Source organism: Methanofollis aquaemaris (assembly GCF_017357525.1).
GTDB lineage: Archaea > Halobacteriota > Methanomicrobia > Methanomicrobiales > Methanofollaceae > Methanofollis > Methanofollis aquaemaris.
Genome location: NZ_CP036172.1, coordinates 2,286,893 through 2,312,344, shown reverse-complemented (window position 1 = coordinate 2,312,344; position 25,452 = coordinate 2,286,893). Strand labels below are relative to the sequence as shown.

The following is a 25,452-nucleotide window of genomic DNA, read 5'->3' as shown; positions in this document are numbered from 1 at the left end:
TCACCTCTTTTCAGCCCACAACACGGCGTTGGTAAGGACAAGATAGTCTTTTTCGTCCCTGACAGCTGCAAAATTGTTCTCAGACCGAAGATAGGGCAGCACATCCCGGCGGTCGATCCCGACCTGCCTCGTCTCGTCGGAGTCGAAGATGTTCACCCACTCCCGTCCATTCGAACCCGGAAACAGAGCGGAGAGAATCGATTCAAAGAACGAGGGCATGCTGCTCTCTCCCTCGCGGTTCAAAAAGAGCCGATTTATCTCCGGGATGTTCTCTCTGGTATAACCGCCCGAAGGAGCGACGAGGAGGAGCTCGGCTGAAGAGAGATCAGACCTCTCGACCGTCCCCTCGAACTCGATCCTGCTCGTCGCCATGGGAGGCGTGATCCCATAACTGCTGTACAGGAGATCGGCCCCCTCCTTCACCCAGCAGACAACCTCAGGCGACTCCGGACTCTCGTAGACCGCGAGCAGAGCGAGCCCCTGGACCACAAAGGTCCGGTTGTCCTCCGCCGTATTCTCAAGGACGACGGTGAAGGAGTTCTTCCCTGGAGAGAGGGCGGCCATCTCGAAGATGTCCATTCCCGAGAAAAAATCGTTCTTGCTCACGAATCCCTTGGAGTCGACAGAACGTCCTGTCCTGTTGAGGAGTTCCCCGGTGTCGGTGCGGGTGATTGAGACCGAGGGATAGATCGCCTTCTGGTCGAGTTTGCTCCAGGCCCAGTAAACATAGAGACGCTGGTACCGTATTGCCGCACCCTCCGGGAGTTCGATCTCAAAATCGACGGCATACCGATCTCCGGGCTTCAGAGATCCGCTGTAGGTGCTGTTGCCGAGGGTGAAGAGGTGACCGCCACTGAATTCTTCATGAAACGCCGTCTCAAGCGGCCTGTCGCCTGCATAGGTGGCTGAGACCGCGGGGACAAGGAGGAGCACGGCGAGGAGAGCAACGCCGAGGACCGATCTATGGGAAGACATAGTCGCCCTCCGCCGCGTTGTTTCCTCTCTCAGCATCCCTGATCGTACCGGCCTCGTCCGCGACCACCCTCAAACGATGTTTTCCCGGTGTCGTGTAATGAGACAGGGCGATCTCGACCGTTGCCCCGGCCTCCAGTCCTTCCTCGATGGGCTTCACCGCCGCCTTCTCCCCGTCCAGATAGACGGTGAGGGCGAAAGGCGGTGCATCGCTCCCACCGTTGTTCGTGATCGTGACCGGGATGGTGTAGTCCTCATATCCTGCGGCGGCGGCCGGGAATATGACCAATGGACATGATGCCGCAATGACCGCTCCTGCGATCAGCACGGCGACAAGTTTTCCTCCCGGCGGCCGCCTGGCGAGGAGGGCCGCGGCACAGATCCCTCCAACCAGGGCGATGAGCGGGAAGGGCGAGTGTTGGGCATCAGGCTCTCCGGCTCCGGTGCGGACCGGGGTGCCGATCTTCACCGCAAGATCCGGGATCGTCCCGACCCTGACCGAGACCGACGCCTCGTTGTCCGACAGGTCGAGGTCTCCCCCGGTCTCGACCCGTGCCGAGAGTGTGTGCCGGCCTTCGTCCATCGTGAGATTCGCTGTGACTTCCTGAACCCCCGAGACATCCGGCTCCACGGTTACTGTCTCTGCAGGCACTCCATCGACCGAGAAGATCACCGTGATCATCCCTTCAGGCCGCGCCCCATGGTTCCTCGCCGTTGCCTGCACCACAGCCTCTTCACCGGCATAGGCCCCCCTCACCTGCGGTGCATCCACGGAAAAGTCAGGGGCCGGGTCGGCCCCCGGCCTTCTGACAGCAAGGATGGCGCAGCAGGGATGGATGTAATCTTCACCCTCAGGTTTTTCCCCGGTGGTGGTGATCGTCCCGTCGTCGTCCAGATCCCTGCCGCGCTCGAAGAAGATATGGTTCGTCTCCTTCAGAAGACCGCTGACATCGAATTTCTCGACATCGATGTATCTCGCCTCGGTCCCGGCACCGCCCGTGGCATCGAAACACCGTTCGTTGCCGATATCCCGCGCCCCATCAGGATAGATCGAAGGGTCGTCCGGGGCGACACCCAGGTCTTCGCCGTTGAACCGGATATAATCGGGCTGTCCTTTCGTCGAGGCCAGCAGAAGCATGGTGAAGTCTGCAGTGGCCCCTTCCAGCAGACTTGCCTTCTCAAACGAGATCTCACAATCATTATGTCGCGTGGGGTTTGTCCCTGCCCACCCTTCTCCATGGAGATTCTCGTTTCCTTCGGCAATCCAGTATCTGGTGACCGGTCCGTCCTTGTCCTCCACGACGGCGACGACGAAGACACCATAGACCCTCCCATCGATCCTGCTCTCAGGCAGACCCCTGCTGGTTGTCAGGGCGACGGTGTTCTTACCGCCGTGGAGCTGGTCGGTACAGTCGTGCGCGACCCAGTAGACACCATAGCCCGAGACATAGGTCTCTTTATTCCGGTCATCAATCCCGAAGAGGGATCTCTTGACCGGGACTCCGTTGTTGACGGTGAGTTCTTCCCACCCGGTGTACCGCTCGGTCCCCCCCCAGACGCCTGTATAGACTCTCGCCCAGATTGGCTTATCAGGAAGAGAGAAGGTGCATTCCATCGGTGGGGCCGCAAGCCCATAGGTGCCGAAGGTGAGCACGTCCCCCCTGACTTCGCCCTGGGCCGTCATATGGAGAGGGATACCTTCAAAATCGTACACTGCCGATACCGGGGCGGCAAGAAGGAGTACTGCCGCGCAGAGGATACATCCGATCAGGGAGAACTGGGGGAGTTTCATACAAAATGATGTACAATCACATCAGATATTAATAATATTTTATTTGTTATTATTTATTGCACACTAATCGGAAGGATTGTTTTCCAGAATGCACTCTCAGGAAAATAGACCCTCTTCTAGAGTGTGAATCATGCGAGACCACACCCCGCCCCCGCGTGACTAAGAGGCATGGGACGGGTACGCCCTCCGAACGATCACCCCTCTGCCTTCCTGTCCCCATCTTCATCCCGGGGATCAGGGGGGCAGAACCACCGGCGCGATTGATATGTGATGGCGAATGTTCAGAAGGGCCACCCCCGAGTCCCCCGCGTGAAGAGAGCGCCGGGGATGACACCATCCTCTTCATGATCTCCTCACTCCCTTCCCGTCCCTATCGCAATCCCGGGGGTCCGGGGGCAGAGCCCCCGGTGGGAGTATGTGGGAAGGCGTGATGATCAGAAGGGCCACCCCGATCAGAGAATCTTCACCGCCATCTCGCGCCGGGGGGTTGACCTCCCGGACCCCCCACGGACAGAGGATATGCGGGGGCGGCACGACACTCGGTTTCTGTTCGTTCCCCTGTCACAAGGAGAAGGATCAAGGATCCTTCCAGACCTCAGAGACCTGCAATATGAGATTTTCATCGCGTATGCTTGAACCCGGGGTTCATGTCAGATTCTACACCATCAAAAGCCTATCCTGTCAGCACGAATATCACAGGACTTATTGTATCATACCTCAAAATCAGTAACCAGATGGCTCTCGACGCTCTCAGGGCACTCTTTCAGTTCTGCACCATCCTCCCCTTCGGACGACCTGCAGACTTCGACGCCTTTGCCAGGCACACCTGGCTCTACCCCCTCGCGGGATACATAATCGGTGGGATCGCAGCAGGCATCGCTCTCCTCCTTTCCGGTCATCCCGGCCTTGCCGCGGCCGCCGCCGTCGCCGCCGCGATCATCGTCTCGGGCGCCAACCACTTCGACGGCCTCCTCGACCTCGGCGACGGACTGATGGCCCACGGGAGCAGAGAGAAGCGGATCACCGCACTCACCGACCGGCAGATCGGCGCGGGGGGTGTGGCGTGCGGACTCCTCACCACCCTCATAGCGGTCGAAGGCCTCTCCGCGGCCTGGTCGATCCCCTTCGTCATCCTCACCGCGGAGGTCTGCGCAAAACTCGCGATGGCCTGGATCACCGCCCTCGGCGCCCCCTTCCACGAAGGGATCCATGCCTACCTCCATGGTTTTGCGAAGAAGCGCTTTGTCATCTACGCCCTCGTCCCGGTCCTCCCGCTCTTCCTTCTTCCCCTCGGTCCGGCCCTCATCGGCAGGGCGCTGCTGGTGACCGCCATCGTCGTGGCCCTCCTCGTCAGTCTTGCCACCCGTCTCTTTGGTGGGGTGAACGGGGACGTCGCAGGCGCTTCAAACGAGATCACGCGTGCGGCTGTCGCCCTGGCCCTCGCTCTCTAAAGAGTGCACACACCTTTTTATGCTCCACGCCTGACCTATTCCAGATGATGAGAGATCGGGCCATCTATAAACGGGGCGGCGTGATCACTGAACGCAACCCGGATTTCTGTGCAGTGCGGCTCAGGATCCCGGCAGGTGTCCTGACCGCCGAGAAGATGGCGGGCATCGGTGAGATCGCAAAGAAATACGCAGACGGCGAGGTCCACCTCACCACCCGTCAGACCATGGAGATCCCGCACGTCGACCCTGCCCGTCTGGAAGAGGTCGCCCACGACCTGCAGGAGAACGGAACCCCCCTGGGATCCGAATATGACGAGGTCGTCAATGTCATCGCCTGCCCAGGGACCACCGGGTGCAAGTATTCCAATATCGAGACCTATAACCTCGCAAGAAGGATCGACGAGAAGGTCTTTGGGCGCGAGATGCCGATCAGGATGCGGATCTCTCTTTCCGGCTGTCCGAACGCCTGCACGAGCCCGGTCCTCAACGAAGTCGGGATCATCGGCCGGATCCGCCCCCTCAGGACTGAGGGCATGTGTACTGGCTGCGGCACCTGTGCCGAGTACTGCAAGGAGGCAGCGATCGTCATCAAGAACGGGATCTCAGAACTGATCCCTGAAAAATGCGTTCAATGTGGGATCTGTATCCAGTCATGTCCCTTCGACCTCCTGAAGTCAGAGTATCACCACTACCTTATCACCGTCGGCGGGCGGCGCGGGCGGCACCCCAGGCCGGGCCGGGAACTCATCACAGTCGAGAGTGAGGATGAAGTTGTCATGGTCGTCGAGCGGGTGATCACCTGGGTCTACCGGAAGGCATGGAGCGGGCGGCACCTGGCCGACCAACTCGACGAAATTGATTTCGAGGCCTTCCGCAAGGGATTACAGGAAGAATTCAACGGCGGTACATAGAGGTAAAGCCGACAGCCTCTTTATCATTGCAGGAGATCGCCTCTCCATCACGGACCAGGGAGTTGAACATCATGGCAGCGTCGAGGAGTTCCTCGTCAAAGCCCATCCCCCTGGGCCCACCGACCAATTTTTGCGGCGGCGAGGGGAGCACCCGCCTGCCCACCTGCACGCCATTGCAGTGTTTGCAGTAGGCACAGTGGCTGTACACCGAAACCTCCCCGGTAGCGCAGGCCACCGTGACACGGCCTTTCTCTTCATCGCGGTGGAATTCCAGAGTTTTCATAGGTCAGTGAGTGTTTGTTCAATCAGGGATTTGAGGGTGTCGATACCTGCGTATAAATCTGCAGTTGTAGAGAGAACAAGCGAATCAAAATGGTTTATATAGATCAATGCCCAATATATGATACTCGCTTCAACCAGACTGTGTATGCAGTCCCATACATGAGTGGAGGATAATCTATGGCAACTGATAAACCACACATGAACCTTGCTGTCATCGGACACATCGACCACGGTAAGTCCACCACCGTCGGGCGTCTTCTGTTCGAGACAGGTGCCGTACCTGCGCACATTATTGAGACCTTCAGAAAGGAAGCCGAAGCCAAAGGCAAGGGTTCCTTTGAGTTTGCATGGGTCATGGACAGCCTCAAAGAGGAGCGCGAGCGTGGTATCACCATCGATATCGCCCACAAGCGCTTCGACACCGACAAGTTCTACTTTACGGTTGTAGACTGTCCGGGCCACCGTGACTTCATCAAGAACATGATCACCGGTGCATCCCAGGCCGACGCAGCACTGCTCGTCGTCGCCGCACCTGACGGCGTCATGGAGCAGACCAAGGAGCACGTCTTCCTTTCCAGGACCCTCGGGATCAACCAGCTCATCGTCGGTGTCAACAAGATGGACGCCGTCAAGTTCGATGAGAAGCGGTACAACGAGGTCAAGGAACAGCTCTCACAGCTCCTCAAGATGGTCGGCTTCAAGCCCGACGACGTACCGTTCGTCCCGATGTCCTCCTTCGAGGGAGCAAACATCGCCGCTAAGTCCGACAAGACCCCGTGGTACAACGGCCCGACGGTCCTTGAGTGCCTCAACGCCCTGAAGGAGCCAGAGAAGCCGACCACCCTCCCGATGCGTCTCCCGATCCAGGACGTTTACACCATCTCCGGTGTCGGCACCGTGCCTGTCGGTCGTATCGAGACCGGTATCATGAGGAAGGGCGACAAGGTTGCCTTCATGCCTGCCAACGTCAATGGTGAAATCAAGTCCATCGAGATGCACCACGAGGAAATCCCCGAGGCTCAGCCTGGCGACAACGTCGGTTTCAACGTCCGTGGTGTCGGCAAGGGCGACATCCGCCGCGGCGATGTCTGTGGTCCGGTCGAAGCTCCGCCGACGGTCGTCGAGGAGTTCACCGCTCAGATCGTCGTGCTCCAGCACCCGAGCGCACTCACCGTCGGTTACACGCCGGTCTTCCACTGCCACACCGCACAGGTTGCCTGCATGTTCACCGAACTGCTCAGCAAGCTCGACCCCCGCACTGGCCAGGTCAAGGAGCAGAATCCGACCTTCCTTAAGGCCGGCGATGCAGCGATCGTCAAGATCAAACCGACCCGCCCGATGGTCCTTGAAAACGTCAAGGAGATCCCACAGCTCGGTCGTTTCGCGGTCCGTGATATGGGTTCCACCATCGCGGCTGGCATGTGCATTGCTGTCCAGGCCAAGCAGATGAGATAAGTCTGTTAATGGGTGAGGATCATGCAGAAAGCCAGAATACGCCTTTCAGGGACTGATTACGACAAAGTTGAGATGGTCTGTGACAGGATCAAGGAAATTGCAGAGAGAACAGGCGTGAATCTGGCAGGGCCTATCCCCCTCCCCACCAAGAAACTGGTCGTTCCGATCAGAAAGAGCCCTGACGGAGAGGGTACTGCAACCTGGGATCGCTGGCAGATGCGGGTACACAAGCGGCTCATCGACATCGACGCCGACGAGCGTGCCCTCAGACAGCTGATGCGCATTCAGGTGCCAAAAGACATCGGCATCGAGATCGTACTCGAGAGCTGATGCGCGGTGAACGGCGGTCCGACTCTGGGATCTGCCAGGAAAATCTACCAATTTCTCTCTTTTGAGAGAATTTTTTTTCTTATTCTAATTCTTGCAGCCGTCCTGCGGTTTGCATTCCTCGACCTCAAACTCTTCCACCATGACGAGGCGATCCACGCCTGGTTCTCATATCAACTCCTGACCGAAGGGACCTATCTCTACGACCCTTCATACCATGGTCCGCTCCTGTATTATGTGACCTCAGGAATGTTCGCCCTCTTCGGCGACTCCGACCTGGTCGGAAGGGTGATACCCGCCCTCCTCGGCACCCTGATCGTCGCCCTGGTCTGGCCGCTGCACAGACTCGGCTACCTCGACCGGAGGCAGACGCTTGTTGTAGCGTTCTTCCTCGCGATCTCGCCCGAGTTGGTCTATTTCTCCCGTTTCCTCAGGAACGACATTTTCATTCTCTTCCTCACCTTCGTACTCCTTCTTGCCCTCCTCCTCTATTTCGAGAAAGGCCAACTCCGCTGGGCAGCCCTTGCCGGACTTGCAACCGGGCTCGGACTGGCATGCAAGGAGAACATGCCGATCGTCCTCGGGATCTTCGGGCTGTACATCCTTTACCTCCTCTGGACAAGGAAAATTGTCTTACCGGCGAGATGGAAGCGCGACCTCATCGTCGGCATCCTCGTCCTTGCTGGCGTCATCGTCCTCTTCTACTCCTCGTTCGGCGCTCATCCCGAGCGGGTGCTCACCTGGGTGCCTGACGCCATTTCCCATTGGTGGGCGATGCATGAGCAGCAGCGGATCGGCGGACCGTTCTTCTTCTACATCATTCTCTTCCTCCTGTATGAACTCCCGATATTCGCCCTCGCCGTCGTAGGGGTCGGCCAGTTCATCCATGCCGGGAAAGCAAAGGAAGAGGGAGACAGGATGTACCACCTGGTCAGAACCTCCCTTCAGCAGGCCGGACTTTCGGTTCCGAAGATACGGACCTTCGACAAAAAAGAGGAATTTTTCAGGTTCTGCATCGTCTGGATGGTCCTCTCCCTCGCGGCGTACGCCTATATTGGCGAGAAGGTACCCTGGCTGATCATTCACCAACTCCTCCCGATGGTCTTTGTCGCAAGTTATGCGATGACGAAGAAGAAGGCCCTCATCGCCCTTGCATCGGTGCTCTTCCTGGCGCCGGTCCTCTGGCATGTGGCCTTTGTCCCGGCCGACGTAAACGAACCGATCGTGCAGGTCCAGAACTCGGAGGATATGCGAGAGGTGATGACCCTCATCGACAACGCAAACGCCACCGCCATCGCTTCAGACCGCTACTGGCCATTGCCCTGGTACTACCGGGGTGATAAAGCCGATAACCTCAGTTATTATAGCAGAAAGATCGATGAAAGCACCTTCAGGTCTGGAAAGTTCGACGTGGTCATCACCTCCGACGAGGATACGTACGACTCCCTGCCGGGCTTCGAGAAACGGCCCTATAACCTCAACTACTGGTTCTCCTGGTACGACAACAAGGACCGGATCCCGGCGTATTACTTCAAGAGAGACGGGAAGATGGGGAACATGCGCCTCGAAGTCTTTGTCAGGAACACAAGCGTGATCTGAAGAAATTCAGACTCTATATCCCATTCTAACTGCGAATGGCCGGGGGTCGGCCACAACCCTCGACCTCTGCACTACTGATGATGGCACTCGTGGCGAGGGAAAGTCACCACGAGAATACAATTTTAGCCGTGAAGAAATCCTCTGTACTGGTCTTTGTGCGGGGGATTGACCGCCCGCCGGTTCCCCGCGTGAAGAGAGCGCCGGGACGACACCACCCCCTTCATGATCTCCCCTCCGCCTTCCCGACCCCATCGCAATCCTGGGGTCCTGGGGCAACGCCCCCGGCGTGAGGATGGGGGAAGGCACGTCGATCAGATGGGCCGCCCCACCTGACCGATCCGAACCTACCGTCTCGCGTTGGGGGAGACCCCCCGGACACCCCCCTTCGGCGAAGATAGTCGAGGGGCGGCGATTGAGCGATGCCTTCTCTGCCGCCCTATCGCGAAGAAAGGGATTAAAGATCCTTCCACACTCTAAAGATCGGCGATGAAAGATTTTCATTCGGTATGCTTGAAGCGTGCCTTCGCTTCATGAGCGATTCTAAAAAAACCCAAAAAAGAAAAACCCGGATGGAAGAATGAAACTGAAAAAGAATTGAGATATTATCCCAGCTCGTCCCACTTTCTCCGGCCCCGGAGATAGACGATTCCGCCGATAATCAGGACCACCAGCACACCGGCCCCGATGTACAGGGGCAGCGAGCCGAGTTCAAGGGAGAAACCCTGGCCGACCTCTTTCTTGAGAGCGTTGGCGATATCGAGAGTGCTTGTCGCCTTCTGGGCGGCCTCTTCACCCTTTATCCTGGCTGCAGCGTAGTTCTTATCATTCATCTTATCGTTTGCTGCAGAGAGAGACTGGGCGGCGATATCGCGCTGGGTCTTGAGGCCGACCACCCGCTGGTCGGTCTTCATGCCCTTTTCGGTTTCAAAGTACGAGATTAATCCATCGATCTCATTGATCTTCGCCTGAGCGTCGTCGATATCCTTGCGTGCCCATGCCTTTGAGAGCTCGGCCTCGGCGGCGTCCATCGCCTCTGTTGCGGTAGTCAGGTCGGCCTGAGCTGCGGCATAGTCGGTGGTGGCGCTGGCCCTGTTGAGTGCGGCCTTTGCCTCGTCGTATTTCTTCTGGGCGGCGGTGGTGTCGACACCCAGTTTCAGTTTCTCCTCGATCGCACCCTTGAGATTGTTCAGCCGGTCATTTGCGGCCTTGAGATTTGAATCCACGTTCTGCGGGCTGATGACCGTGCGCTCAAGGAGGTACTCGCTGTCATCGACAACATCGTCATCCTCGTCGTACTGCCGGATCCTGACGATGTTCTTCTTCTGGTTGCCGGCCACTGTTGGGGCCTTGCCCTCAAGGGTCAGCTCAATTTTAGCGCCGGAACCCTTTTTGTAGGCGAGGTCCCACCCGGAGAGACGGAGGTACCTGGCTGAAGAAGTCTTAGGATCATTGAAGATTTCCCTGCCTTCCACATCAAGATTATAACTCCACTTGAGACCTTCCAACTCAGAGTAGAACTCGATGGTTTCGTCATCAGGGAACGTGTAATCACCGCTGCCCTCAAGGGTTACGGTCATCTTGACTATCACCTTCTGACCGGGAGTAAGGTCACCGGACGCAGGGTCCACATCAGGTGCCCTGGCAAGATCATAATTTCCTCCATCAACGTACGAAGTCGCCGCTGCTGCCTGGATACAGCAGATAACAACGAGAAGTCCAACCACCAATCCGACAATCCGCTTCATCTTTTCCTCTCACTCGAACAACGGGTCTACCCCGGCTTCATCAAACATCGAGACACGTTTTTCTTTCGACCTGATCACTTCTTCTTTTGTCTGCTTTGCAATCTCGAAGAGGTCACGCACCCGCGGTGCCTCCCCGATCGTGGAGAGGATGACAACCGCTGCGACATAGTTGCTCTCAACCGGATAATCGCCGCCACGGACTTCTACGCCTGCGATATTCTCTTCGACCCAGCTCTTCGCCTTCTCGACACCCTTGCGATCCATCTCGGAAGGGCTGCCGGCCACCAGGACAAGTGCGCGCTCCGCAGTCGAGTAGTCACACGGGAGAGTGAGCCGGCCAAGCATCGCACGCCGGACAAGAGCAATCACCTTCGCCGACTTGTCCTCACCGGTCAGCATCTCCTCGGGTGCCTCCTCTTTCTTCCCTATGCTGTCACGCAGACCGCCGAAGAGCCCCTTCTTCTTCTTTGTCCGCTCGCTCACCACCTCGGTGACGGCGTACCCGACACTGGAGATCCCGCCTCCCCTCAGGGTATTGATGATCTCGGAGGAGTCGACGACCATCTCGCCGACGCCTGCCTTCCCGACCTCGCCGGCCCGGAAGAGAACGCCGAAACGACGGACGATCTCCTCGTTCAACCGGGAATAGGCATTCTTGACACTCTCGCCCTCGTTCTTCCAGGCGGCATTGTCAAAGACAAAGACGTTGTCGGCCTCTTTGACAAGTGTCGAAAGACTCCGGGCCGCGTTGTATGTGTATAGTCTCCCTTCCTCAGGGGCCGGGAGGAGACCGACGGCATAGACCGGTTCGCGGTAGATCCGCTTCAGGTGGCGGGCGATCACTGGAGAGCCGCCCGATCCCGTACCGCCGCCCAGACCGGCGATGATGACAAAGGCATCGACATCGTGGGTGCCCCGCGTGTCGATCGCGTTGATGATCGAGTCGATCTCGTCGGCCGCGATCCTGGCGCCGGTGACATTGTCGGTACCCACACCATGCCCTTTCACAACGGTCTGACCGATCAGAATCCGGTCCTTCATCTCGATGTTCTTCAGTCCCATCAGGTCAGTGCGAGCAGTATTGACGACGATACCCCTGAAGTTATTCGAGCCGGATTTCCGATCCTGCTCGATAAACATGTCAACGACCTTACCGCCAGCCTGACCGAATCCTATAAAAAATACTCTCATTCAGTTACACCATCCAGTCGGCTACCTACCACAGATGCAAAGGACACTCATAGCTGGTATCTAGCTAATAGTAAAGTTCTCACCAGAGTTCAAAAACTTTCTTATGCGCTTTTGATGATACACAGTATTGCAGATTATGGATATTTGTATCATCGGGGGGGGGCTCACCGGCCTTGTCGCCGCCCTTCCCCTCTCAGAGGCCTCAGAGGTCACCGTCCTTGAAAAAGAACCGCTCCTCGGGGGATGCATGGCGTCGTACCAGAGAGACGGCTACTGGATCGAGCAATATTATCATCACTGCTTTGCCGGTGACAGCCACCTCTTCTCTCTCCTGGACGATCTCGGACTCAAAGACCGTCTCGAGTGGCTCAAGGGCTCAACCGGATATTATGTGGAGGGAAAGGTCCACCCGCTGACGAGTCCGATGGAGATCCTGCGATACCCGCACCTCTCCTTCATCGACAAAGCCCGCCTCGGGGTGCTCACGCTCAGGGCAAAGGGACTCGACCTCAGTTCCCTTGACGATGTCCCGGCCGGGGAGTACATCAGGGAACACCTCGGCGAGCGCGTCTACACCTCCTTCTTCGAACCGCTCCTTCGCAGCAAGTTCGGAGACCGGCGGGACGAGGTCTCGGCCGCATGGCTTATCTCCAGGATCGCCATCCGTTCCGACCGGGGAGTCGAGGGGGAACGACTCGGGTACCTCAACGGGGGGTGGCATCTCCTCATCGACAGCCTCGAAGAGCGGCTCCTCAGCAAGGGCTGTGCAATCGAGAAAGGAACTCCGGCCATCTCTCTTGAACACACTGGCGGGAAATGGCTGGTGAATGGTCGGGCATACGATGTCGTACTTGCCACGATCCCCCCTCAGGAGATCAAAAGGATCAGCGGGGACGAGACCTTCGCCTCTCTCCCATACCAGGGTGCGGCCTGCATGACTCTCGGCCTGGACCGGGACGTGACCCGCGGGATCTACTGGGTGAATATGAAAGACCAGGCACCGTACGGTGCTGTGGTCACTCACACCAATTTTGCGCCGAGAGAGCGGTACGGCGAAGACATCGTCTACCTCGCCTCATATTTTGCCGGACAGCCGGCACCAGATCTGAAAGAGACAATGCTCTCCGACTTCTGCAGGCGTTTCTCCGTCCCGAAGACCGCTGTCCACTGGAGCGAACTGGCTGTCGAACGCTTCGCCGGCCCGGTCTATACCACCGGGTTCGCCCGACTCATCCCGGCCTACGAGGAGCGCGGCCTGTACCTTGCCGGGATGTTCTCACGCCCCAACTACCCCGAACGTTCTATGGAAGGTTCGATCATTGCCGGACTTGAAGTGGCGGACCGGATCATGGAGGGCCAGGATGACTGAAGAGGGGGTCTCGGTGATCCTGCCGGTCTTCAACGATAGAACCGCACTTGAAGAGGCCATTCCCAGGTCGGCCGCGGCCCTCTCGGAGATCACCGACGCCTTCGAGGTGATCGTCGCAGAGGACGGCAGCACCGATGGGAGTGCGGAGTTCGTGGAGGCCTGGCACCAGAAAGACTCGAGGGTTCGCCTCCTCCATGCCGACGAGAGGCTTGGCCGCGGCAAGGCCCTGAACCGGGCGATCGCCTCGGCACGCTATAGCACGGTCTGCTACTATGATGTCGACCTGGCGACCGACCTTGCTCATCTGAGGGAACTCGTAGGGGCGATCCAGGGGGGGGCCGACATCGCGACAGGATCGCGTCTCCTCCCGGACTCGGAGATCGTCAGGAGCGGTGATCGCGAAATCGCAAGCCGCGGCTACAACTTCCTGGTCAGGACCATCCTTTCCAGCAGACTCCACGACCACCAGTGCGGCTTCAAGGCCTTCAGCCGCGATCAGATCCTCCCTCTCCTCGACACGGTGGGTGCTCCTCACTGGTTCTGGGACACCGAGGTGCTGGTCCGCGGCCAGCATGCGGGCCTGACGATCAAAGAGTTCCCGGTAGTCTGGCGGCAGGGGCCAGGGACAACAGTGCGGTTCAAGGATGTATTCTCGATGGGGTCACAGATCCTCGGACTCTGGTGGCATCTCCATGTGGCGAAGAACTAGTGCGATCGTCATCCCGACGGTCATTGCCGTCGGGATCCTGGCATATATGCTCTGGAGAGTCTGGGACGATCTCCTCCTCACCCTCTCGCATGCAGATCCCATCTACCTGGCCGTAGCCATCGGCATCTGCGTCATCGCATGGGTGATGCGCGGATGGCGGTATCAGGCCATCCTCGAAGGAATGGCCATAAAAACGTCGCTCTCTTTCTCCACAGCCTGTATATTCCTCTCACAGACCGCAAACCTCATTATCCCGGCCAGACTCGGCGACCTGGTCAGGATCTTCATCCTCAAGCACGAGAACCTGGCAACATACTCGCAGGGTATCTCCTCGCTGGTGGTGGAGCGGATCTTCGATGTGGTGACCATTGCCATCCTCGGCGTGGTGGCCCTCCCCTTTGTCGTGGGGACACCCGAATGGTACCTGCCCCTCATCCTGATTCCGATCGCGGGGGGGGCCGCCTTCGCTCTCTTCCTCTGGGTGATGGGCGACCGGAGTTCAGAGAACCGGATCCTGGGCATCATCTTCAAGATGTTCTCAGAGATCAGAGAGGCGTCCCTCCACCCCAGGGCCCTGCTTCTTCTCGGCGCCTCCTCGGTCGGGATCTGGATCGTGGATATCCTGGTCTGCGCCGTTGTCGTCCTGATGTTTGGCGAGCAGATCCCCTTCGCGGTGGTCGTGCTCGCGATCGTCGTCGGCAACCTCGTCAAGGCCGTCCCGATCACGCCCGGCGGCGTCGGAACCTACGAGTTCGCCCTCGCGGCCACCTTCGAACTGGCCGGGACAGCGCCGGCCACTGCCACGGTCATCGCAGTCGTCGACCATCTCATCAAGAACGGAGTCACCCTCTTCGGCGGGGTGGCGGCGCTGTACTTCTTTGGCGACTGGTCGGTCGCCCTGATGAGGCGTTCCTTCAAGGAAGGTCTCTCCGAGGAGGATCTGCGTGAGCCCTGAGGCACAGGCCCTCATGCTTATCTCCTGGCTCCTCCTGATCAAGGCGCTCCAGTTCGCCCTCTGGCCGGCACTCCGGCCGGCCCTTAAGGAGTATGCCTACCCGGCCGCATACCCGGCTTCCCTTCTTCTCTTCGGTGTTCTGACCTGGTATGCCGGCCTCGTCGGCCTCCCGATCCAGACCGCTCTCATCCCCTTCGCAGCCCTGGGAGGATACGCCCTCTACCGGCGCGCATACCGGCGCGACGAACTGAAACATGCCCTTGTCTGGGACGCAGTCTTCTTCACCTTCTTTGCCGCGCTGCTCGCGGTCAGGTTCATCAACCCGGCCATCATCTACGCCGAAAAACCGATGGACCTTGCCTTCCTCGCGTCGGCGATGCGTTTCATGACCGTCACCCCGCCGGACCCATGGTTTGCAGGCGGGGCACTGGACGTCTACTATTATCTCGGATACTGGATGATGGGGATGCTCGGGGTGACCGCCGGCGTCCCTTCGGCGGTTGTCTACAACCTGGCGCTCCCGACCGTCCTCGGTGCGGCAGCCGTCTCGGTCTATGCCGTCGGCCGCCTCCTCATCCCGAAGTTTGCATGGGTTCCGCTCGGCATATTTTTCATCGTAAACCCGGCCTTCTTCCAGAACCTCTTCCTCGGAGAGACGACAAAACTCCTCCTCTGGAACAGCAGCAGAGTCATCGAAGGGACGATCAACGAGTACACCCTTTTCTCCTTTCTCTGGGGCGACCTTCACCCACATGTCATGGACATCTTCAACCAGGCCTTCTTCATCTTCCTGGTCGTCTATGCTCTCACACGCTGGGACGATATTGCACCAAAGGCACGCTGGCTCTTCATCGCCTGTGCCGCGCTCTCCCTGGGTTCGATGCCGGGGATCAACTCATGGGATGTCCTCCTGTACGCCCCCATCACGCTCGCCGTCGGCCTCCTCATCTGGCGACGGAACCATGACCCAGGGTTCCTCCTGGCCGTTCCGCCCCTGGCGATCGCGGTCTATGCCCCCTATTATCTCCAGCTCAACAGCGCCGGGTTCAGCGGGTTTGGCATAGTCTCGGCACCCTCAGACCCGATCCAGTTCCTGCTTGTCCATGGCTTCTTCCTCGCCCTCATCTATGCCTTCACCCTGAGAGACCTCAAAGAGCGGCCGTATCTCCTGGCGGCTCCGATCGTCATCGCCCTCGCAGGCTATCCGGCGGCGGCGATCGCCGCACTACCTCTTGCCATCCTCTTAGTCCGTCGACACCTTTCGGCCTCTGATTTTCTCGTCGCCTCCGGGCTTGTCATCGTCCTCCTCTGCGAGTTCGTCTATCTCAAGGACAACATGAGCGTAGACAACTACCGGATGAACACAGTCTTCAAGTGCTACTCGATTGCCTGGCTCCTCATCGGCACCGGCATCCTGGTCTGGGTCGGGCAGTGGCTTGCCGAACGGGGGTGGGCCGATCGATACACCCCCCGGCAGTGGCGGACGCTGGGAGCGCTCGCAGCCGTCGCCCTGATCATCACCCCATTTGCCGTCCCAATATCCAGCATCGGACCGACCTCACTCGATGGGTCCGCATGGCTCCGGGAGCAGCACCCGGGCGATGCCGCGGGGATCGCATGGCTCAACCAGGAGGAGGGCGCCATCACCCTCGTCGAGGGGGTGGGAGAGGACTATGGCTATGCAGCCAGGGTCTCCGCCTACACCGGGATCCCGACCGTCCTCGGGATGCCGTTTCACGAGCAGATGTGGCGGAGCAACTGGAGCCTCATCTCGGGCCGGCAGAACGATGTCCGCACTATCTATGAAGAACCCACCCGGACGCTCGATCTGATGGACCGATATGGGGCGACCCACCTCTATGTGGGCGGGCTTGAACGCGAAGCATACACCATCGACCTGCCGGTCGATGGACTTGTGCCGGTCTTTGAGTCCGGAGATGTCGTCATCTATCTGAGGGAGTGAAGGAAGGTTTATCCGTTTCCCTGTCGAAATACTATGGCTGTTCAATCACACCTGATGATTGATGAAGGAGAGACTACGCTCCTGAATGAGGTGAATCATGGCTAAGACATACGTAAAATTTGAAGTTCCGGAAGAAATCCAGAACAAGGCACTTGAATCGCTCGAGATCGCACGGGACACCGGAAAGATCAAGAAGGGCTCCAACGAGGCCACCAAGTGCATCGAGCGCGGCACCGCCCAGCTCGTACTCATCGGCGGCGACGTTGAGCCTGAGGAGATCGTCATGCACCTCGCACCGCTCTGCGAGGAGAAGCAGATCCCGTACCTCTTCATCACCAAGCAGAACGAGATCGGCGCAGCCAGTGGCCTGAACGTCGGCTCGGCCGCCGCTGCCATCGTCAAACCTGGCAAGGCAAAGGATCTTGTGGAAGAGGTTGCGAAGCAGGTCACTGAACTGAAGGCCTGAAGGAGGGTGCTCAATGGCAGATGGAACACCCGCAGAGGTCATTGAAGTGATCGGCAGCACCGGGATGCATGGCGAGGCCATGCAGGTGAAGTGCCGGATCCTTGAGGGAAACAACAAGGGCCGGATCATCACCCGCAACACCGTCGGCCCCATCCGCGAGGGCGACATCCTGATGCTCCTTGAAACTGAGCGTGAAGCGAAGAAACTGTCGAGGCGGTGAAAAGAATGGTCGACACCTACAAGTGCAGTTTCTGCGGCAAGACATTGGAGCCGGGTACAGGGAAGCTCTTCGTCCGCAAGGACGGTTCGCTTTTCTACTTCTGCTCCACAAAGTGCCAGAAGAACTACAAGCTCGGGCGTGTCCCCCGTCGGGTCACCTGGACTGAGGCCGGCCGCAAGGCCCTCGGGAAGGAGTGAACCGCATGGAGCGGACCTTCGTGATGATCAAGCCGGACGGTGTCCAGCGGGGCATCGTCGGGACGATCATCTCCCGCCTCGAGGCTAAGGGACTCAAGCTGGTCGCGGCACAGTTCACCACCCTCTCTGAGGAGAAGGTAATGGAGCACTATGCCGAGCATGTCGAGAAGCCCTTCTTCCCTTCGCTGAAGGCGTATGTCATGTCAGGCCCGGTTCTTACCATGGTCTGGGAAGGCGGAGACGCAATCGCGATCGTCAGGAGGCTCGTCGGCGCGACCAACCCGGCCGAGGCCGCACCAGGGACGATCCGTGGCGACATGGGTATGGAGACCGGCAAGAACGTCATCCATGCCTCCGACGCTCCAGAGAGCGCTGCTCGCGAGATCGGCATCCACTTCGCTGAGGAAGAACTCGTCACCTACACCAGGATCGACGAGTCAGTCCTGTACGAGTAAAATTCCTGAGGGCCATCTCAGGCCCATTCCATTTTTGGTTCGTTTTTTTGAAGACATTTCAGTCCAAGACTGAAAATTTTTCGTCATTTACGCTCTCTTTTCAAGACTGAATACTCGGTGAAGACCTTGTTCAATCGCTGCCCGTCCATCTTCGTCGTGGGAGTCGAGGGGCAGCGCCCCCGCGCGAAACCATTCTGAAGAGGTTTCTCTGCGAGCATATCCCAAAAGTATCCCGGACATGAACCTTCGTCTGGATCAAAATCCTTCATTCCAGGAATTCTGAGCGCACATCTTCCGCCGGGGGACCGACGCTCGTTCCCCCCGGTCCGCCCGCAGAAGATAGGTGGAAGACAGCAATTCCCTCTCCAGGATCATCAAATGTGCCTTCCTGCCCTATCGCAATCTCGGGGGTCAGGGGGCAGAGCCCCGGTATGAGCACGAGGGAGGGCACATCCCCTGTCCCCATTGAGGAAAAATAGTGAGAGCAAACATGCCACCCCCATCGGCAGAACTTTTCCTGAAATTTCGCACCGAGGGGACACCCGCCGGACCCCCCACGACAAAGATGGCCGAGGGGCGGCAATATCCCCTCCATGATCATTGATGGTGCCTTCCCGGCCCTCTCTTCATCCCGGGGTTCGGGCGGCACTCACCCTCGGCGCAAGTTTGGAGGAAGGCGGTTGGATCATACTTGAACCAGGAAAAAATGAGGTTTTCGACAGAGCCGAAGAAAGAATGTTTCCTTGCTCTCTCCCCGCCGGGGGGAGACGCCACCGAAAGCGAATACTTCGCCTTCTCGAACTCGCTCACGCTCGTTCCCCCACGAAGAGGATGGGGGCGGGGCGGCAGGACGCTTTTGAACGATGCCGTACTTCAGAACCTTCTTCCCGTCACAAGTCAAGGCAGGAGAGTTTTTGGATGACCTCTGCATGAACCGGGGCCATCACGAGCATCTTCATCGCCGTGTCCAGGAGAGCACCAGGACGACGCCGATGCCACCAAGAGCAAGACCCGCTCCAGAACACGACGATTCAGTGGTCGGAGGTGGTGTGCTTGTCGTCTTTTCCGCCGGGATAAGAGCATATTCCATCATCGGACCTTCAAGAACGGCAATCTCCCAGTATACATCGTCATCACGGATCATGAGCAATGCACACGCCACGCCGGCATCTTCAGGCTGGCGACCGAGAGCCTGTTCAATCGCCTCCGATCTGTTGACCGCGAGTTGGTCCTCAGAGAGATACCTGCCTGAAACGATATTCCCGTCATCGAGATCAACGATATATTCCGAAAAAATTCCCACCTCATCGATGAAGTACACCCTGGTCTGTGACGTTCCGGTCGACTCTTCCTTATATCGTTCAGGGGAGTGATCTTCGATATAAGTCTGGACGTCCTCGTCCTCTTTAAGTGCCGGATATTTCTGATAGAGTCCCCTGAAAGGATCGCGATCAGGTGTCGGGATGGGCAGTGGCTCGTCGCGGTCTATGATTCTGACAAACACAATCGAAGGTTCCTGATCATGTTCCGAAGCAGTCTGGTTGTTGAGATAGAAGAGTTTCTTCTCGCTCGCATTGACCGGGACGATACACACATACCGGTGTGTCCGATTCCTGCCGTGTTCTCCCCATTCAATCTTGCCATGTTCTTCGATAAATGTCCTGATGGTCTCGTTCCTCTGGGCGTTGGGATGAATGCCGTACAGGATCAAGGTCTGGTCTCCCTGACCTGGAAGAGGTGTCTGCACTGCGGCAGATACCGGAGCGGCAAAAAAGAATCCTGCAACCAGAAGCCCGATGATCATGAGAGCAGAGATTCTTGAAATAAAAAGAGGGTTCATCCTGCTCCACATTCTCGCCGACGGGAGACGATGGTCTGAAACCATCGAACCTGAGTCCGCATTAAATTCATTTCAACTACCACTACCAGAAATATATTTGATGTTCCATATATGGATTATGAGTCGGCCTTCCAATCGTCACGGTGCTCTCATCTCTTTCGCGTGGGAGAACCCCGATCCTTGCGACCAGGGAGCGAACAGAAACCAAGCATCAGAACTCCCCCGGCAGAGATATTAAGCGAGAGGATTTCTACAATCCCCATTTCATGGTCATTTCTCCGCCTTCCACCCCGATCTTCATCCCGGAGGTCTCGGCGACAGAGCCCCTCGGCACGTGTGGTGATGGAAGACGCGATGATCGGATGTGCCCCCTCAATCGCAGACTCTTCATCCCCTACGACCATTCGATGATGCTTTATTCAGGGATTCATGCCCGGTTCAACAGAGCCATCTTATGAAACAAACCAAAAACCTTCGAAAGGCATTAACCCACAGAAATCCAACAGATTCTCCATGAACGGCGACCTGCTGAGTTTTGCCCTCCTGGCCATCTCGTCGGTGGTCATCGTCGTCAACCCACTCGCGGCGACGCTCCTCTATGTCTCCCTCACCGAAGGGATGGAGAGAGCCGAGCAGTGGAGCGTGGCCAGGACGGCCTGCCGATACGCCCTGGCAATCCTGCTCGTCTTCGCCCTTGCCGGCGGGTTGATCCTCCAGGTCTTCGGGATCACCCTGGAGGCCTTCAGGATCGCTGGCGGACTGCTCCTCTTCGGGATCGGGATGGACATGGTCTATGCCAGGGCCTCGCGGGCAAAGATCTCACCAACCGAACGGGAAGAAGGTCTGGACGCCGATGATGTCGGAGTGATGCCCCTCGCGATCCCGATGATCGCAGGACCCGGGGCGATCACGACGGTCATCGTCCTCACCCAGGAGGCGACCTCCTACCACCCGGCGGGGGTGCTCATCACCGTCGTCGCCGTCGCCGTCACGATCGGGATCACGTACCTGATGTTCTCCAGGTCAGAGACGATCATGCGCCGGATCGGACCACGGGAGTACAGGGCGGTAAACCGGTTGATGGGTATGATGCTCATCGCCATCGCGGTGCAGTTCATCATCACCGGGATCAGGACGGCATTCCCGACTCTGGCAGGAGTGGTGCCGTGAAGGTCTGCTGTGCGGAGGGCGAGACCGGGGCGACGGTGACAAAGAGTCTTCTGCGTGCCGACCGGTGCATTGCCGCCGCGGCCCGTGCGGGTGCCGGCCTCGTCCTCTTCCCGGAGCAGTTTGCGACCGGGTGGTCGCCGGTGCATCCGATCGCCGCACCCGAGATCCTCCCGGCCCTCGCGAAGAGTGCGGCCGACCACGACGTCTGGGTCGTCGGCTCCTCGATGGAAGGGGAGGAGATACTACAGAACACCGCCTGGGCCGTCGGGCCTGACGGCGAGGTGCATGCCCGCTATGCCAAGGTCCATCTCTTCACCCCGCTGGGAGAGGAGCAGACCTGCTCGGCAGGCGACTGCCCCGTGGTCTTCGACGCGGACGGCGTCCGCTTCGGGCTTGCGATCTGCTACGACCTCAGGTTCCCCGAACTCTTCCTTCATTATGCAAGGTGCGGCGTCGAGTGCATCCTCGTCCCGGCAGCCTGGCCGCCCGAGAGGCTCTCCCAGTGGGAACTCCTGGCCAGGGCACGGGCCCTCGATGCAGGATGTTATCTGGCTGGTGCGAACGCCTACGGTGGATCGTGCATCGCCGCCCCTGATGGATCTCTGATCGGAGAGCGGACCGGTGGAATGGTCTGCGGAGAGATCGAGCCGCGACAGGTCACCGAGATGCGTACCTCGATACCGGTCAGGAAAGACCGCAGGTCCGACCTCTATGCCCGGTGGGAGACGATGCCGTGAAAGGCGACGAACATATCAGCATCAGTCTCGCAACGGCTGCAACGGTCCTGGCCCCCCTTCTGCTCACCATCCCACCGGAATGGGCGGTCGCAGCACTCTTCGGAGTCTTCATCGGTGCCCTCGCTCCCGACGCCGACGCCAACGACTCGGCGATCTTTCACACCCATATGCCTGGCAGGCGCGGCAGGCGGGTCTACTTCCTCCCGTTCTTCGGGTACGGGATCAAGTACCTCGTCTACTACCCGATCTCACTCCCCTTCATTCTCTTCCTGGGAGAGCGCGGGATGCCCCGCCACCGCGGCGTCCTCCACTCCGGCATCGGGGTTCTCCTGATGACCCTGGTCGTGGGATTTTATGCCTGGCTCCTCGGAACGGCAGTGCTGGGATTCCCCTGGAACGGTGCTGTCCAGGCATTCCTCTTCGGTCTCTTCGGCGGGGCGGTTTTCCACCTCCTCGAGGACTCATGCACGAAGAGCGGGGTTGCCTGGCTCTTTCCCCTCTCTGCACACCGGACGAAGGGGCGGATCGTCACCGGCAACGACGACCGCAGACCGGCGGCCTATGTCCTGGTGATGGGTGCGGGAGCAGTCGGCGTCTTCGCAGCCTGCGTCATGGGCCAGATACCTGTAGAACTCATTCCATGGAGCGGGGCGGCGCTGGCCGCCGCACTCTGGGGGATCTTTCTTATCATCAGCCGTTTCGGGCGGTAGGGGCCTGTATGTTCGGCTTTCTGGCCCCATTACTTCCATAATTTTTCGGTTCTCTTGAATTCCTCTTCTGGAGTGAACATTAAGGGCTGACCACACCCCTCATCCGTGTAGACTTGATAAGCAGAGGACGGAAACGCCTTCAGAACGATCATACCTCTACCTTCCCGTCCCTATCGCAATCCCGGGGGTCCAATGGCAGCGCCCCCGGCGCGAGGGTGTGGGAAGGCAGGCGATCCTGAAAGGACACCACACCAGAAGGACAAAGAATGCCAAACTGCTCTCTCGCGTCGGGCGGAGGAGACACCCCGGACCGATCCCGATGACACCCCCATAGCCGAATTTTCATCTACCGGGACGACCAATATTCTCGTATGTATCGTCTCTCGTGCATCCACTGTGGTGCCGAATACGCGCCCGGCGAGATCATCTATACATGCCCGAAGTGCGGGCACCTGCTCACCATTGAATATGACCTTGATACTATCTCCGTGACCAGGGACGAATGGGACCGCCGTCCCCTCTCGGTCTGGCGCTACCGGGAACTCCTCCCGGTCACCATCAAACCGGTCAGCCTCCAGGAGGGGGGCACGCCTCTTTACCATCTGGAGCGGATCGGCAAGGAACTCGGTCTCCCGCACCTCTATGCCAAGCACGAAGGGATGAACCCGACCGGTTCCTTCAAGGACCGGGGTATGACCGTCGGGGTCTCGATGGCCCTGCAACTCGGGATGAAGAGTGTGGCCTGTGCAAGTACCGGCAACACCTCGGCCAGTCTGGCGGCGTATGCAGCGAAGGCAGGCGTCCCGGCAGTCGTGCTCCTCCCGGCGGGCAAGGTCGCCCTCGGCAAGGTCGCCCAGGCCCTGATGCACGGGGCAAAGGTGATCGCGATCCAGGACAACTTCGACCGCGCCCTCGAACTGGTCCGCGAACTCTGCATCAAGCACGGGATCTATCTCTTGAACTCGGTCAACCCGTACCGGCTTGAGGGGCAGAAGACCATCGCGTTCGAGGCCGTCGACCAGCTCGGCGACGTCCCCGACCGTTTCGTCCTCCCGGTCGGGAACGCAGGGAACATCTCCGCGGCCTACAAGGGACTGCGCGAGCTCGAGAGCCTTGGCTTCATCGACCGCCTCCCGATGATGACCGGGATCCAGGCGGCCGGTTCGCAGCCGGTGGTGCAGGCTGTCGAAGGCAGCCTCCCCGAGGTGGTGCCCCAGGTGAACCCTGAGACTGTGGCCACCGCGATCAGGATCGGCGCACCGGTCAATGCCGAGAAAGCCCTGACCGCGATCCGGGCGACCAGCGGTACGGCCGCGGCGGTGACCGATGAAGAGATCCTCAGCATGCAGCGCGACCTCGCCCAGAAAGAGGGGATCGGGGTTGAGCCCGCCTCTGCGGCCTCGGTTGCGGGGATCAAGAAACTCGTCGAGGAAGGGGCGATCGACAGGGACGAGCGGATCGTCTGTGTCGTTACCGGGCACCTCCTCAAAGACCCGGAGACGGTGATCAAACAATGTCCACCCCCGATCGAGATCGAGGCCACCGAGCGTGCCTTGCTCTCTGTCTTGCACTTATAATCGCCCTTGCGGTGCCGGTCTCGGCCCTCGATGCAACTTTCGAGGTGCTCCCTGGTGGCGAAGCCTACCAGGGGGCGGTCACCCTCGTCAACGAGAGTGAATACTCCTTCTGGAAGCCGGGGTATCTCGGTGAAACCGTCTCCCTGGAGGTGAGAAATGTCACGGTCTCGGGTGAGTGCGGAACAAACTGCACCTATTCGTGGAAGGACAAAAACACCGTCTCCTTCCAGCAGGGCAACGTGACCGTCGGCTATGAGGCCGACGTCGAGGCTAGAGACCTCCAGATCCTCATGACCGAGCCCTCCAATATCACCGTCACCCTGCCCGAGGGTCTCTCGGTCTCCAACCCCCTCCTGGGGTGGACGAGCACCGGCGCGGCGGTGACCGAGGAAGAGAACGGGACGACTACAATTCAGTGGGAGAAAACCGTGTTCGCCGAGGCTCGCTACTACGACCCCGGACAGGAACGGCTCCTCTATATCTTCGGGTCGATCTGGCTGACGGTCGCGGTGGTGCTCCTCTTCCCGTACCTCCTTCTCCGTCGGCAGAAACCGCCCGAGATCCCGCCGCCCGAAGGGCCATAAGATCCTTCCCTCTTTTTCCGGCTCTGTTGAAACCCTCAATTCCTCTCCTCCCAGCCTTGAGGGTGACGGGAACCGAGCACTTCATCACCCCCCGGCGCGAGAGAGCAGGGTAACATTTCTCGTTCTTCTGGCGGGGCGGCCCGTCTGGTCGACGTGCCTTCCCCCTATGCTCTCGCCGGGGGCTCTGCCCCCGGATCCCCCGGGATTGTGATAGGGGAGGAAGGCGGGCGGGGAATCGTTCAAAGAGGGTTCCCATCCTCTGCCGGTCCATCACGGAGGGGCAAGGGTGTGAGCAGCCCCTCATGGTCACTCCTGAAGAGGAATTCAACAGAGTCCTTTTTTCCGCGTGTAGCACACCGGCGTCCGGTTCTACCCGGAAGACCGGCGGGAAGGGACACCGCTCAATCGCCCCCCAGAAACGAGGTCGATGGAAGACGATCGTTCAGAAGTCTTGAGAGGGATAGCGCGGGATCAGAAGGGACGCCCCCGCAGAAGATAGGACGGAAGATGACGTTTCGCCTCCATGAAGGAATGGATCTGTTGTCTGGTCAACCCTCAAATGTCTGACTGGAGAGCCGCCGATCATGCTCTTCACTGGGGGGGCAGCGAGCGGGATCACCGCTTCGTCGCCGCCCCACCCCTATCCTCGCTGCGGGGGATTCCAGGAAAAATGTGCTTTGATCCAGGGGACTGTTCAAGCCCGGGATACTTTTGAGATATGCTCGCGGTATGCTTGAAGCGTGCTTTCGCTTCATGAGCGATTCAACAGAGCCAA

The 25,452-nt window shown here is 58.9% G+C and carries 25 protein-coding genes; 18 read left to right on the top strand and 7 right to left on the bottom strand.

Translation table 11 applies throughout. The features are described from left to right. Together RJ40_RS11075 and RJ40_RS11070 are read right to left on the bottom strand one after the other, a co-directional pair. Complete coding sequence (locus RJ40_RS11075; protein ID WP_265580912.1) at positions 1–975, bottom strand: DUF3344 domain-containing protein; 975 nt, start codon at positions 973–975, stop codon at positions 1–3. Next, positions 962–2,764, bottom strand: a complete 1,803-nt coding sequence (locus tag RJ40_RS11070; protein WP_265580911.1) for a DUF3344 domain-containing protein — start codon at positions 2,762–2,764, stop codon at positions 962–964. The genes RJ40_RS11075 and RJ40_RS11070 overlap by 14 nt, the downstream gene beginning before the upstream one ends. Positions 2,765–3,498: 734 nt before the next feature. Here RJ40_RS11070 and cobS point away from each other — a divergent pair. After that, a complete protein-coding gene (cobS, locus tag RJ40_RS11065; protein ID WP_265580910.1) occupies positions 3,499–4,215 on the top strand; it encodes an adenosylcobinamide-GDP ribazoletransferase in 717 nt (238 codons plus the stop codon). Positions 4,216–4,259: 44 nt separating this feature from the next. Continuing rightward, positions 4,260–5,126, top strand: a complete 867-nt coding sequence (locus RJ40_RS11060; protein ID WP_265580909.1) for a 4Fe-4S binding protein — start codon at positions 4,260–4,262, stop codon at positions 5,124–5,126. Here RJ40_RS11060 and RJ40_RS11055 read toward each other — a convergent pair. Further along, positions 5,110–5,409, bottom strand: coding sequence for a hypothetical protein (locus tag RJ40_RS11055; RefSeq protein ID WP_265580908.1), 300 nt, complete (start codon positions 5,407–5,409; stop codon positions 5,110–5,112). The genes RJ40_RS11060 and RJ40_RS11055 overlap by 17 nt on opposite strands. 176 nt (positions 5,410–5,585) lie before the next feature. Between RJ40_RS11055 and tuf the strand changes: the two genes are divergently transcribed. Genes tuf through RJ40_RS11040 form a run of 3 tightly spaced genes read left to right on the top strand, consistent with a single transcriptional unit; the run spans position 5,586 to position 8,789 of the window. After that, complete coding sequence (gene tuf, locus RJ40_RS11050; protein WP_265580907.1) at positions 5,586–6,863, top strand: translation elongation factor EF-1 subunit alpha; 1,278 nt, start codon at positions 5,586–5,588, stop codon at positions 6,861–6,863. Between the two features lie 21 nt (positions 6,864–6,884). After that, the gene (gene rpsJ / locus RJ40_RS11045; protein WP_209628697.1) at positions 6,885–7,193 is read left to right on the top strand and encodes a 30S ribosomal protein S10; all 309 of its coding nucleotides are present in this window, start codon (positions 6,885–6,887) and stop codon (positions 7,191–7,193) included. A 6-nt stretch (positions 7,194–7,199) separates the two neighbouring features. Further along, complete coding sequence (locus RJ40_RS11040) at positions 7,200–8,789, top strand: flippase activity-associated protein Agl23 (RefSeq protein ID WP_265580906.1); 1,590 nt, start codon at positions 7,200–7,202, stop codon at positions 8,787–8,789. Positions 8,790–9,391: 602 nt separating this feature from the next. Here the strand turns inward: RJ40_RS11040 and RJ40_RS11035 are convergent. Both RJ40_RS11035 and RJ40_RS11030 read right to left on the bottom strand, forming a co-directional pair. Next, a complete protein-coding gene (locus RJ40_RS11035) occupies positions 9,392–10,534 on the bottom strand; it encodes a hypothetical protein (protein WP_265580905.1) in 1,143 nt (380 codons plus the stop codon). A 9-nt stretch (positions 10,535–10,543) separates the two neighbouring features. Further along, positions 10,544–11,725: a tubulin/FtsZ family protein gene (locus tag RJ40_RS11030; RefSeq protein ID WP_265580904.1), complete on the bottom strand. Its 1,182-nt coding sequence runs from the start codon at positions 11,723–11,725 to the stop codon at positions 10,544–10,546. 136 nt (positions 11,726–11,861) lie between these two features. Between RJ40_RS11030 and RJ40_RS11025 the strand changes: the two genes are divergently transcribed. The 8 genes from RJ40_RS11025 to ndk all read left to right on the top strand — a co-directional run bounded on the left by RJ40_RS11025 (position 11,862) and on the right by ndk (position 18,059). After that, positions 11,862–13,094: an NAD(P)/FAD-dependent oxidoreductase gene (locus RJ40_RS11025; RefSeq protein WP_265580903.1), complete on the top strand. Its 1,233-nt coding sequence runs from the start codon at positions 11,862–11,864 to the stop codon at positions 13,092–13,094. Continuing rightward, on the top strand, positions 13,087–13,803 hold the full coding sequence (locus RJ40_RS11020) for a glycosyltransferase (protein ID WP_265580902.1): 717 nt from the start codon (positions 13,087–13,089) through the stop codon (positions 13,801–13,803). The genes RJ40_RS11025 and RJ40_RS11020 overlap by 8 nt, the downstream gene beginning before the upstream one ends. After that, positions 13,787–14,758: a lysylphosphatidylglycerol synthase transmembrane domain-containing protein gene (locus tag RJ40_RS11015; protein WP_265580901.1), complete on the top strand. Its 972-nt coding sequence runs from the start codon at positions 13,787–13,789 to the stop codon at positions 14,756–14,758. Before RJ40_RS11020 ends, RJ40_RS11015 begins: the two co-directional genes overlap by 17 nt. Next, a complete protein-coding gene (locus tag RJ40_RS11010) occupies positions 14,748–16,721 on the top strand; it encodes a DUF2298 domain-containing protein (protein ID WP_265580900.1) in 1,974 nt (657 codons plus the stop codon). The genes RJ40_RS11015 and RJ40_RS11010 overlap by 11 nt, the downstream gene beginning before the upstream one ends. Before the next feature lie 97 nt (positions 16,722–16,818). Further along, positions 16,819–17,187 carry a 50S ribosomal protein L7Ae gene (rpl7ae, locus tag RJ40_RS11005; RefSeq protein WP_265580899.1) on the top strand — a complete coding sequence of 123 codons (369 nt, stop codon included), beginning with the start codon at positions 16,819–16,821 and terminating at the stop codon, positions 17,185–17,187. 13 nt (positions 17,188–17,200) lie between these two features. Next, positions 17,201–17,407, top strand: a complete 207-nt coding sequence (locus RJ40_RS11000) for a 30S ribosomal protein S28e (RefSeq protein ID WP_265580898.1) — start codon at positions 17,201–17,203, stop codon at positions 17,405–17,407. Between the two features lie 5 nt (positions 17,408–17,412). Further along, positions 17,413–17,604, top strand: coding sequence for a 50S ribosomal protein L24e (locus RJ40_RS10995; RefSeq protein WP_265582571.1), 192 nt, complete (start codon positions 17,413–17,415; stop codon positions 17,602–17,604). A 5-nt stretch (positions 17,605–17,609) separates the two neighbouring features. Next, entirely contained in the window at positions 17,610–18,059 is a 450-nt protein-coding gene (gene ndk, locus RJ40_RS10990) for a nucleoside-diphosphate kinase (protein ID WP_265580897.1), read from the top strand. A gap of 597 nt (positions 18,060–18,656) precedes the next feature. On the opposite strand, the gene RJ40_RS10985 is transcribed toward ndk, so the two are convergent. After that, the gene (locus RJ40_RS10985) at positions 18,657–18,869 is read right to left on the bottom strand and encodes a hypothetical protein (RefSeq protein ID WP_265580896.1); all 213 of its coding nucleotides are present in this window, start codon (positions 18,867–18,869) and stop codon (positions 18,657–18,659) included. Positions 18,870–19,014: 145 nt separating this feature from the next. Then, positions 19,015–19,770 carry a hypothetical protein gene (locus RJ40_RS10980; protein WP_265580895.1) on the bottom strand — a complete coding sequence of 252 codons (756 nt, stop codon included), beginning with the start codon at positions 19,768–19,770 and terminating at the stop codon, positions 19,015–19,017. 642 nt (positions 19,771–20,412) lie between these two features. Between RJ40_RS10980 and RJ40_RS10975 the strand changes: the two genes are divergently transcribed. The 5 genes from RJ40_RS10975 to RJ40_RS10955 all read left to right on the top strand — a co-directional run bounded on the left by RJ40_RS10975 (position 20,413) and on the right by RJ40_RS10955 (position 24,677). Continuing rightward, positions 20,413–21,069 (top strand): MarC family protein, encoded by a 657-nt coding sequence (locus RJ40_RS10975; protein ID WP_265580894.1) that lies wholly within the window; start codon positions 20,413–20,415, stop codon positions 21,067–21,069. Beyond that, positions 21,066–21,806 carry a carbon-nitrogen hydrolase family protein gene (locus tag RJ40_RS10970; RefSeq protein ID WP_265580893.1) on the top strand — a complete coding sequence of 247 codons (741 nt, stop codon included), beginning with the start codon at positions 21,066–21,068 and terminating at the stop codon, positions 21,804–21,806. The genes RJ40_RS10975 and RJ40_RS10970 overlap by 4 nt, the downstream gene beginning before the upstream one ends. Then, the gene (locus tag RJ40_RS10965) at positions 21,788–22,516 is read left to right on the top strand and encodes a metal-dependent hydrolase (RefSeq protein ID WP_265580892.1); all 729 of its coding nucleotides are present in this window, start codon (positions 21,788–21,790) and stop codon (positions 22,514–22,516) included. The genes RJ40_RS10970 and RJ40_RS10965 overlap by 19 nt, the downstream gene beginning before the upstream one ends. 371 nt (positions 22,517–22,887) lie before the next feature. Next, entirely contained in the window at positions 22,888–24,093 is a 1,206-nt protein-coding gene (gene thrC, locus RJ40_RS10960) for a threonine synthase (RefSeq protein WP_265580891.1), read from the top strand. Then, positions 24,030–24,677, top strand: a complete 648-nt coding sequence (locus RJ40_RS10955; protein ID WP_265580890.1) for a DUF5803 family protein — start codon at positions 24,030–24,032, stop codon at positions 24,675–24,677. The genes thrC and RJ40_RS10955 overlap by 64 nt, the downstream gene beginning before the upstream one ends. Positions 24,678–25,452: the final 775 nt, after the last annotated feature.

Coding starts and splice junctions, on each gene's coding strand:
- rpsJ (WP_209628697.1), top strand. CDS start 6,885: ATGCAGAAAGCCAGAATACGCCTTTCAGGGACTGATTACGACAAAGTT.
- RJ40_RS11000 (WP_265580898.1), top strand. CDS start 17,201: ATGGCAGATGGAACACCCGCAGAGGTCATTGAAGTGATCGGCAGCACC.
- RJ40_RS11070 (WP_265580911.1), bottom strand. CDS start 2,764: ATGAAACTCCCCCAGTTCTCCCTGATCGGATGTATCCTCTGCGCGGCA.
- RJ40_RS11055 (WP_265580908.1), bottom strand. CDS start 5,409: ATGAAAACTCTGGAATTCCACCGCGATGAAGAGAAAGGCCGTGTCACG.
- cobS (WP_265580910.1), top strand. CDS start 3,499: ATGGCTCTCGACGCTCTCAGGGCACTCTTTCAGTTCTGCACCATCCTC.
- RJ40_RS11020 (WP_265580902.1), top strand. CDS start 13,087: ATGACTGAAGAGGGGGTCTCGGTGATCCTGCCGGTCTTCAACGATAGA.
- RJ40_RS11025 (WP_265580903.1), top strand. CDS start 11,862: ATGGATATTTGTATCATCGGGGGGGGGCTCACCGGCCTTGTCGCCGCC.
- RJ40_RS11035 (WP_265580905.1), bottom strand. CDS start 10,534: ATGAAGCGGATTGTCGGATTGGTGGTTGGACTTCTCGTTGTTATCTGC.
- RJ40_RS10995 (WP_265582571.1), top strand. CDS start 17,413: ATGGTCGACACCTACAAGTGCAGTTTCTGCGGCAAGACATTGGAGCCG.
- RJ40_RS11075 (WP_265580912.1), bottom strand. CDS start 975: ATGTCTTCCCATAGATCGGTCCTCGGCGTTGCTCTCCTCGCCGTGCTC.
- rpl7ae (WP_265580899.1), top strand. CDS start 16,819: ATGGCTAAGACATACGTAAAATTTGAAGTTCCGGAAGAAATCCAGAAC.
- ndk (WP_265580897.1), top strand. CDS start 17,610: ATGGAGCGGACCTTCGTGATGATCAAGCCGGACGGTGTCCAGCGGGGC.
- RJ40_RS10975 (WP_265580894.1), top strand. CDS start 20,413: ATGAACGGCGACCTGCTGAGTTTTGCCCTCCTGGCCATCTCGTCGGTG.
- RJ40_RS10955 (WP_265580890.1), top strand. CDS start 24,030: ATGTCCACCCCCGATCGAGATCGAGGCCACCGAGCGTGCCTTGCTCTC.
- RJ40_RS11060 (WP_265580909.1), top strand. CDS start 4,260: ATGATGAGAGATCGGGCCATCTATAAACGGGGCGGCGTGATCACTGAA.
- thrC (WP_265580891.1), top strand. CDS start 22,888: ATGTATCGTCTCTCGTGCATCCACTGTGGTGCCGAATACGCGCCCGGC.
- RJ40_RS11030 (WP_265580904.1), bottom strand. CDS start 11,725: ATGAGAGTATTTTTTATAGGATTCGGTCAGGCTGGCGGTAAGGTCGTT.
- RJ40_RS11015 (WP_265580901.1), top strand. CDS start 13,787: ATGTGGCGAAGAACTAGTGCGATCGTCATCCCGACGGTCATTGCCGTC.
- tuf (WP_265580907.1), top strand. CDS start 5,586: ATGGCAACTGATAAACCACACATGAACCTTGCTGTCATCGGACACATC.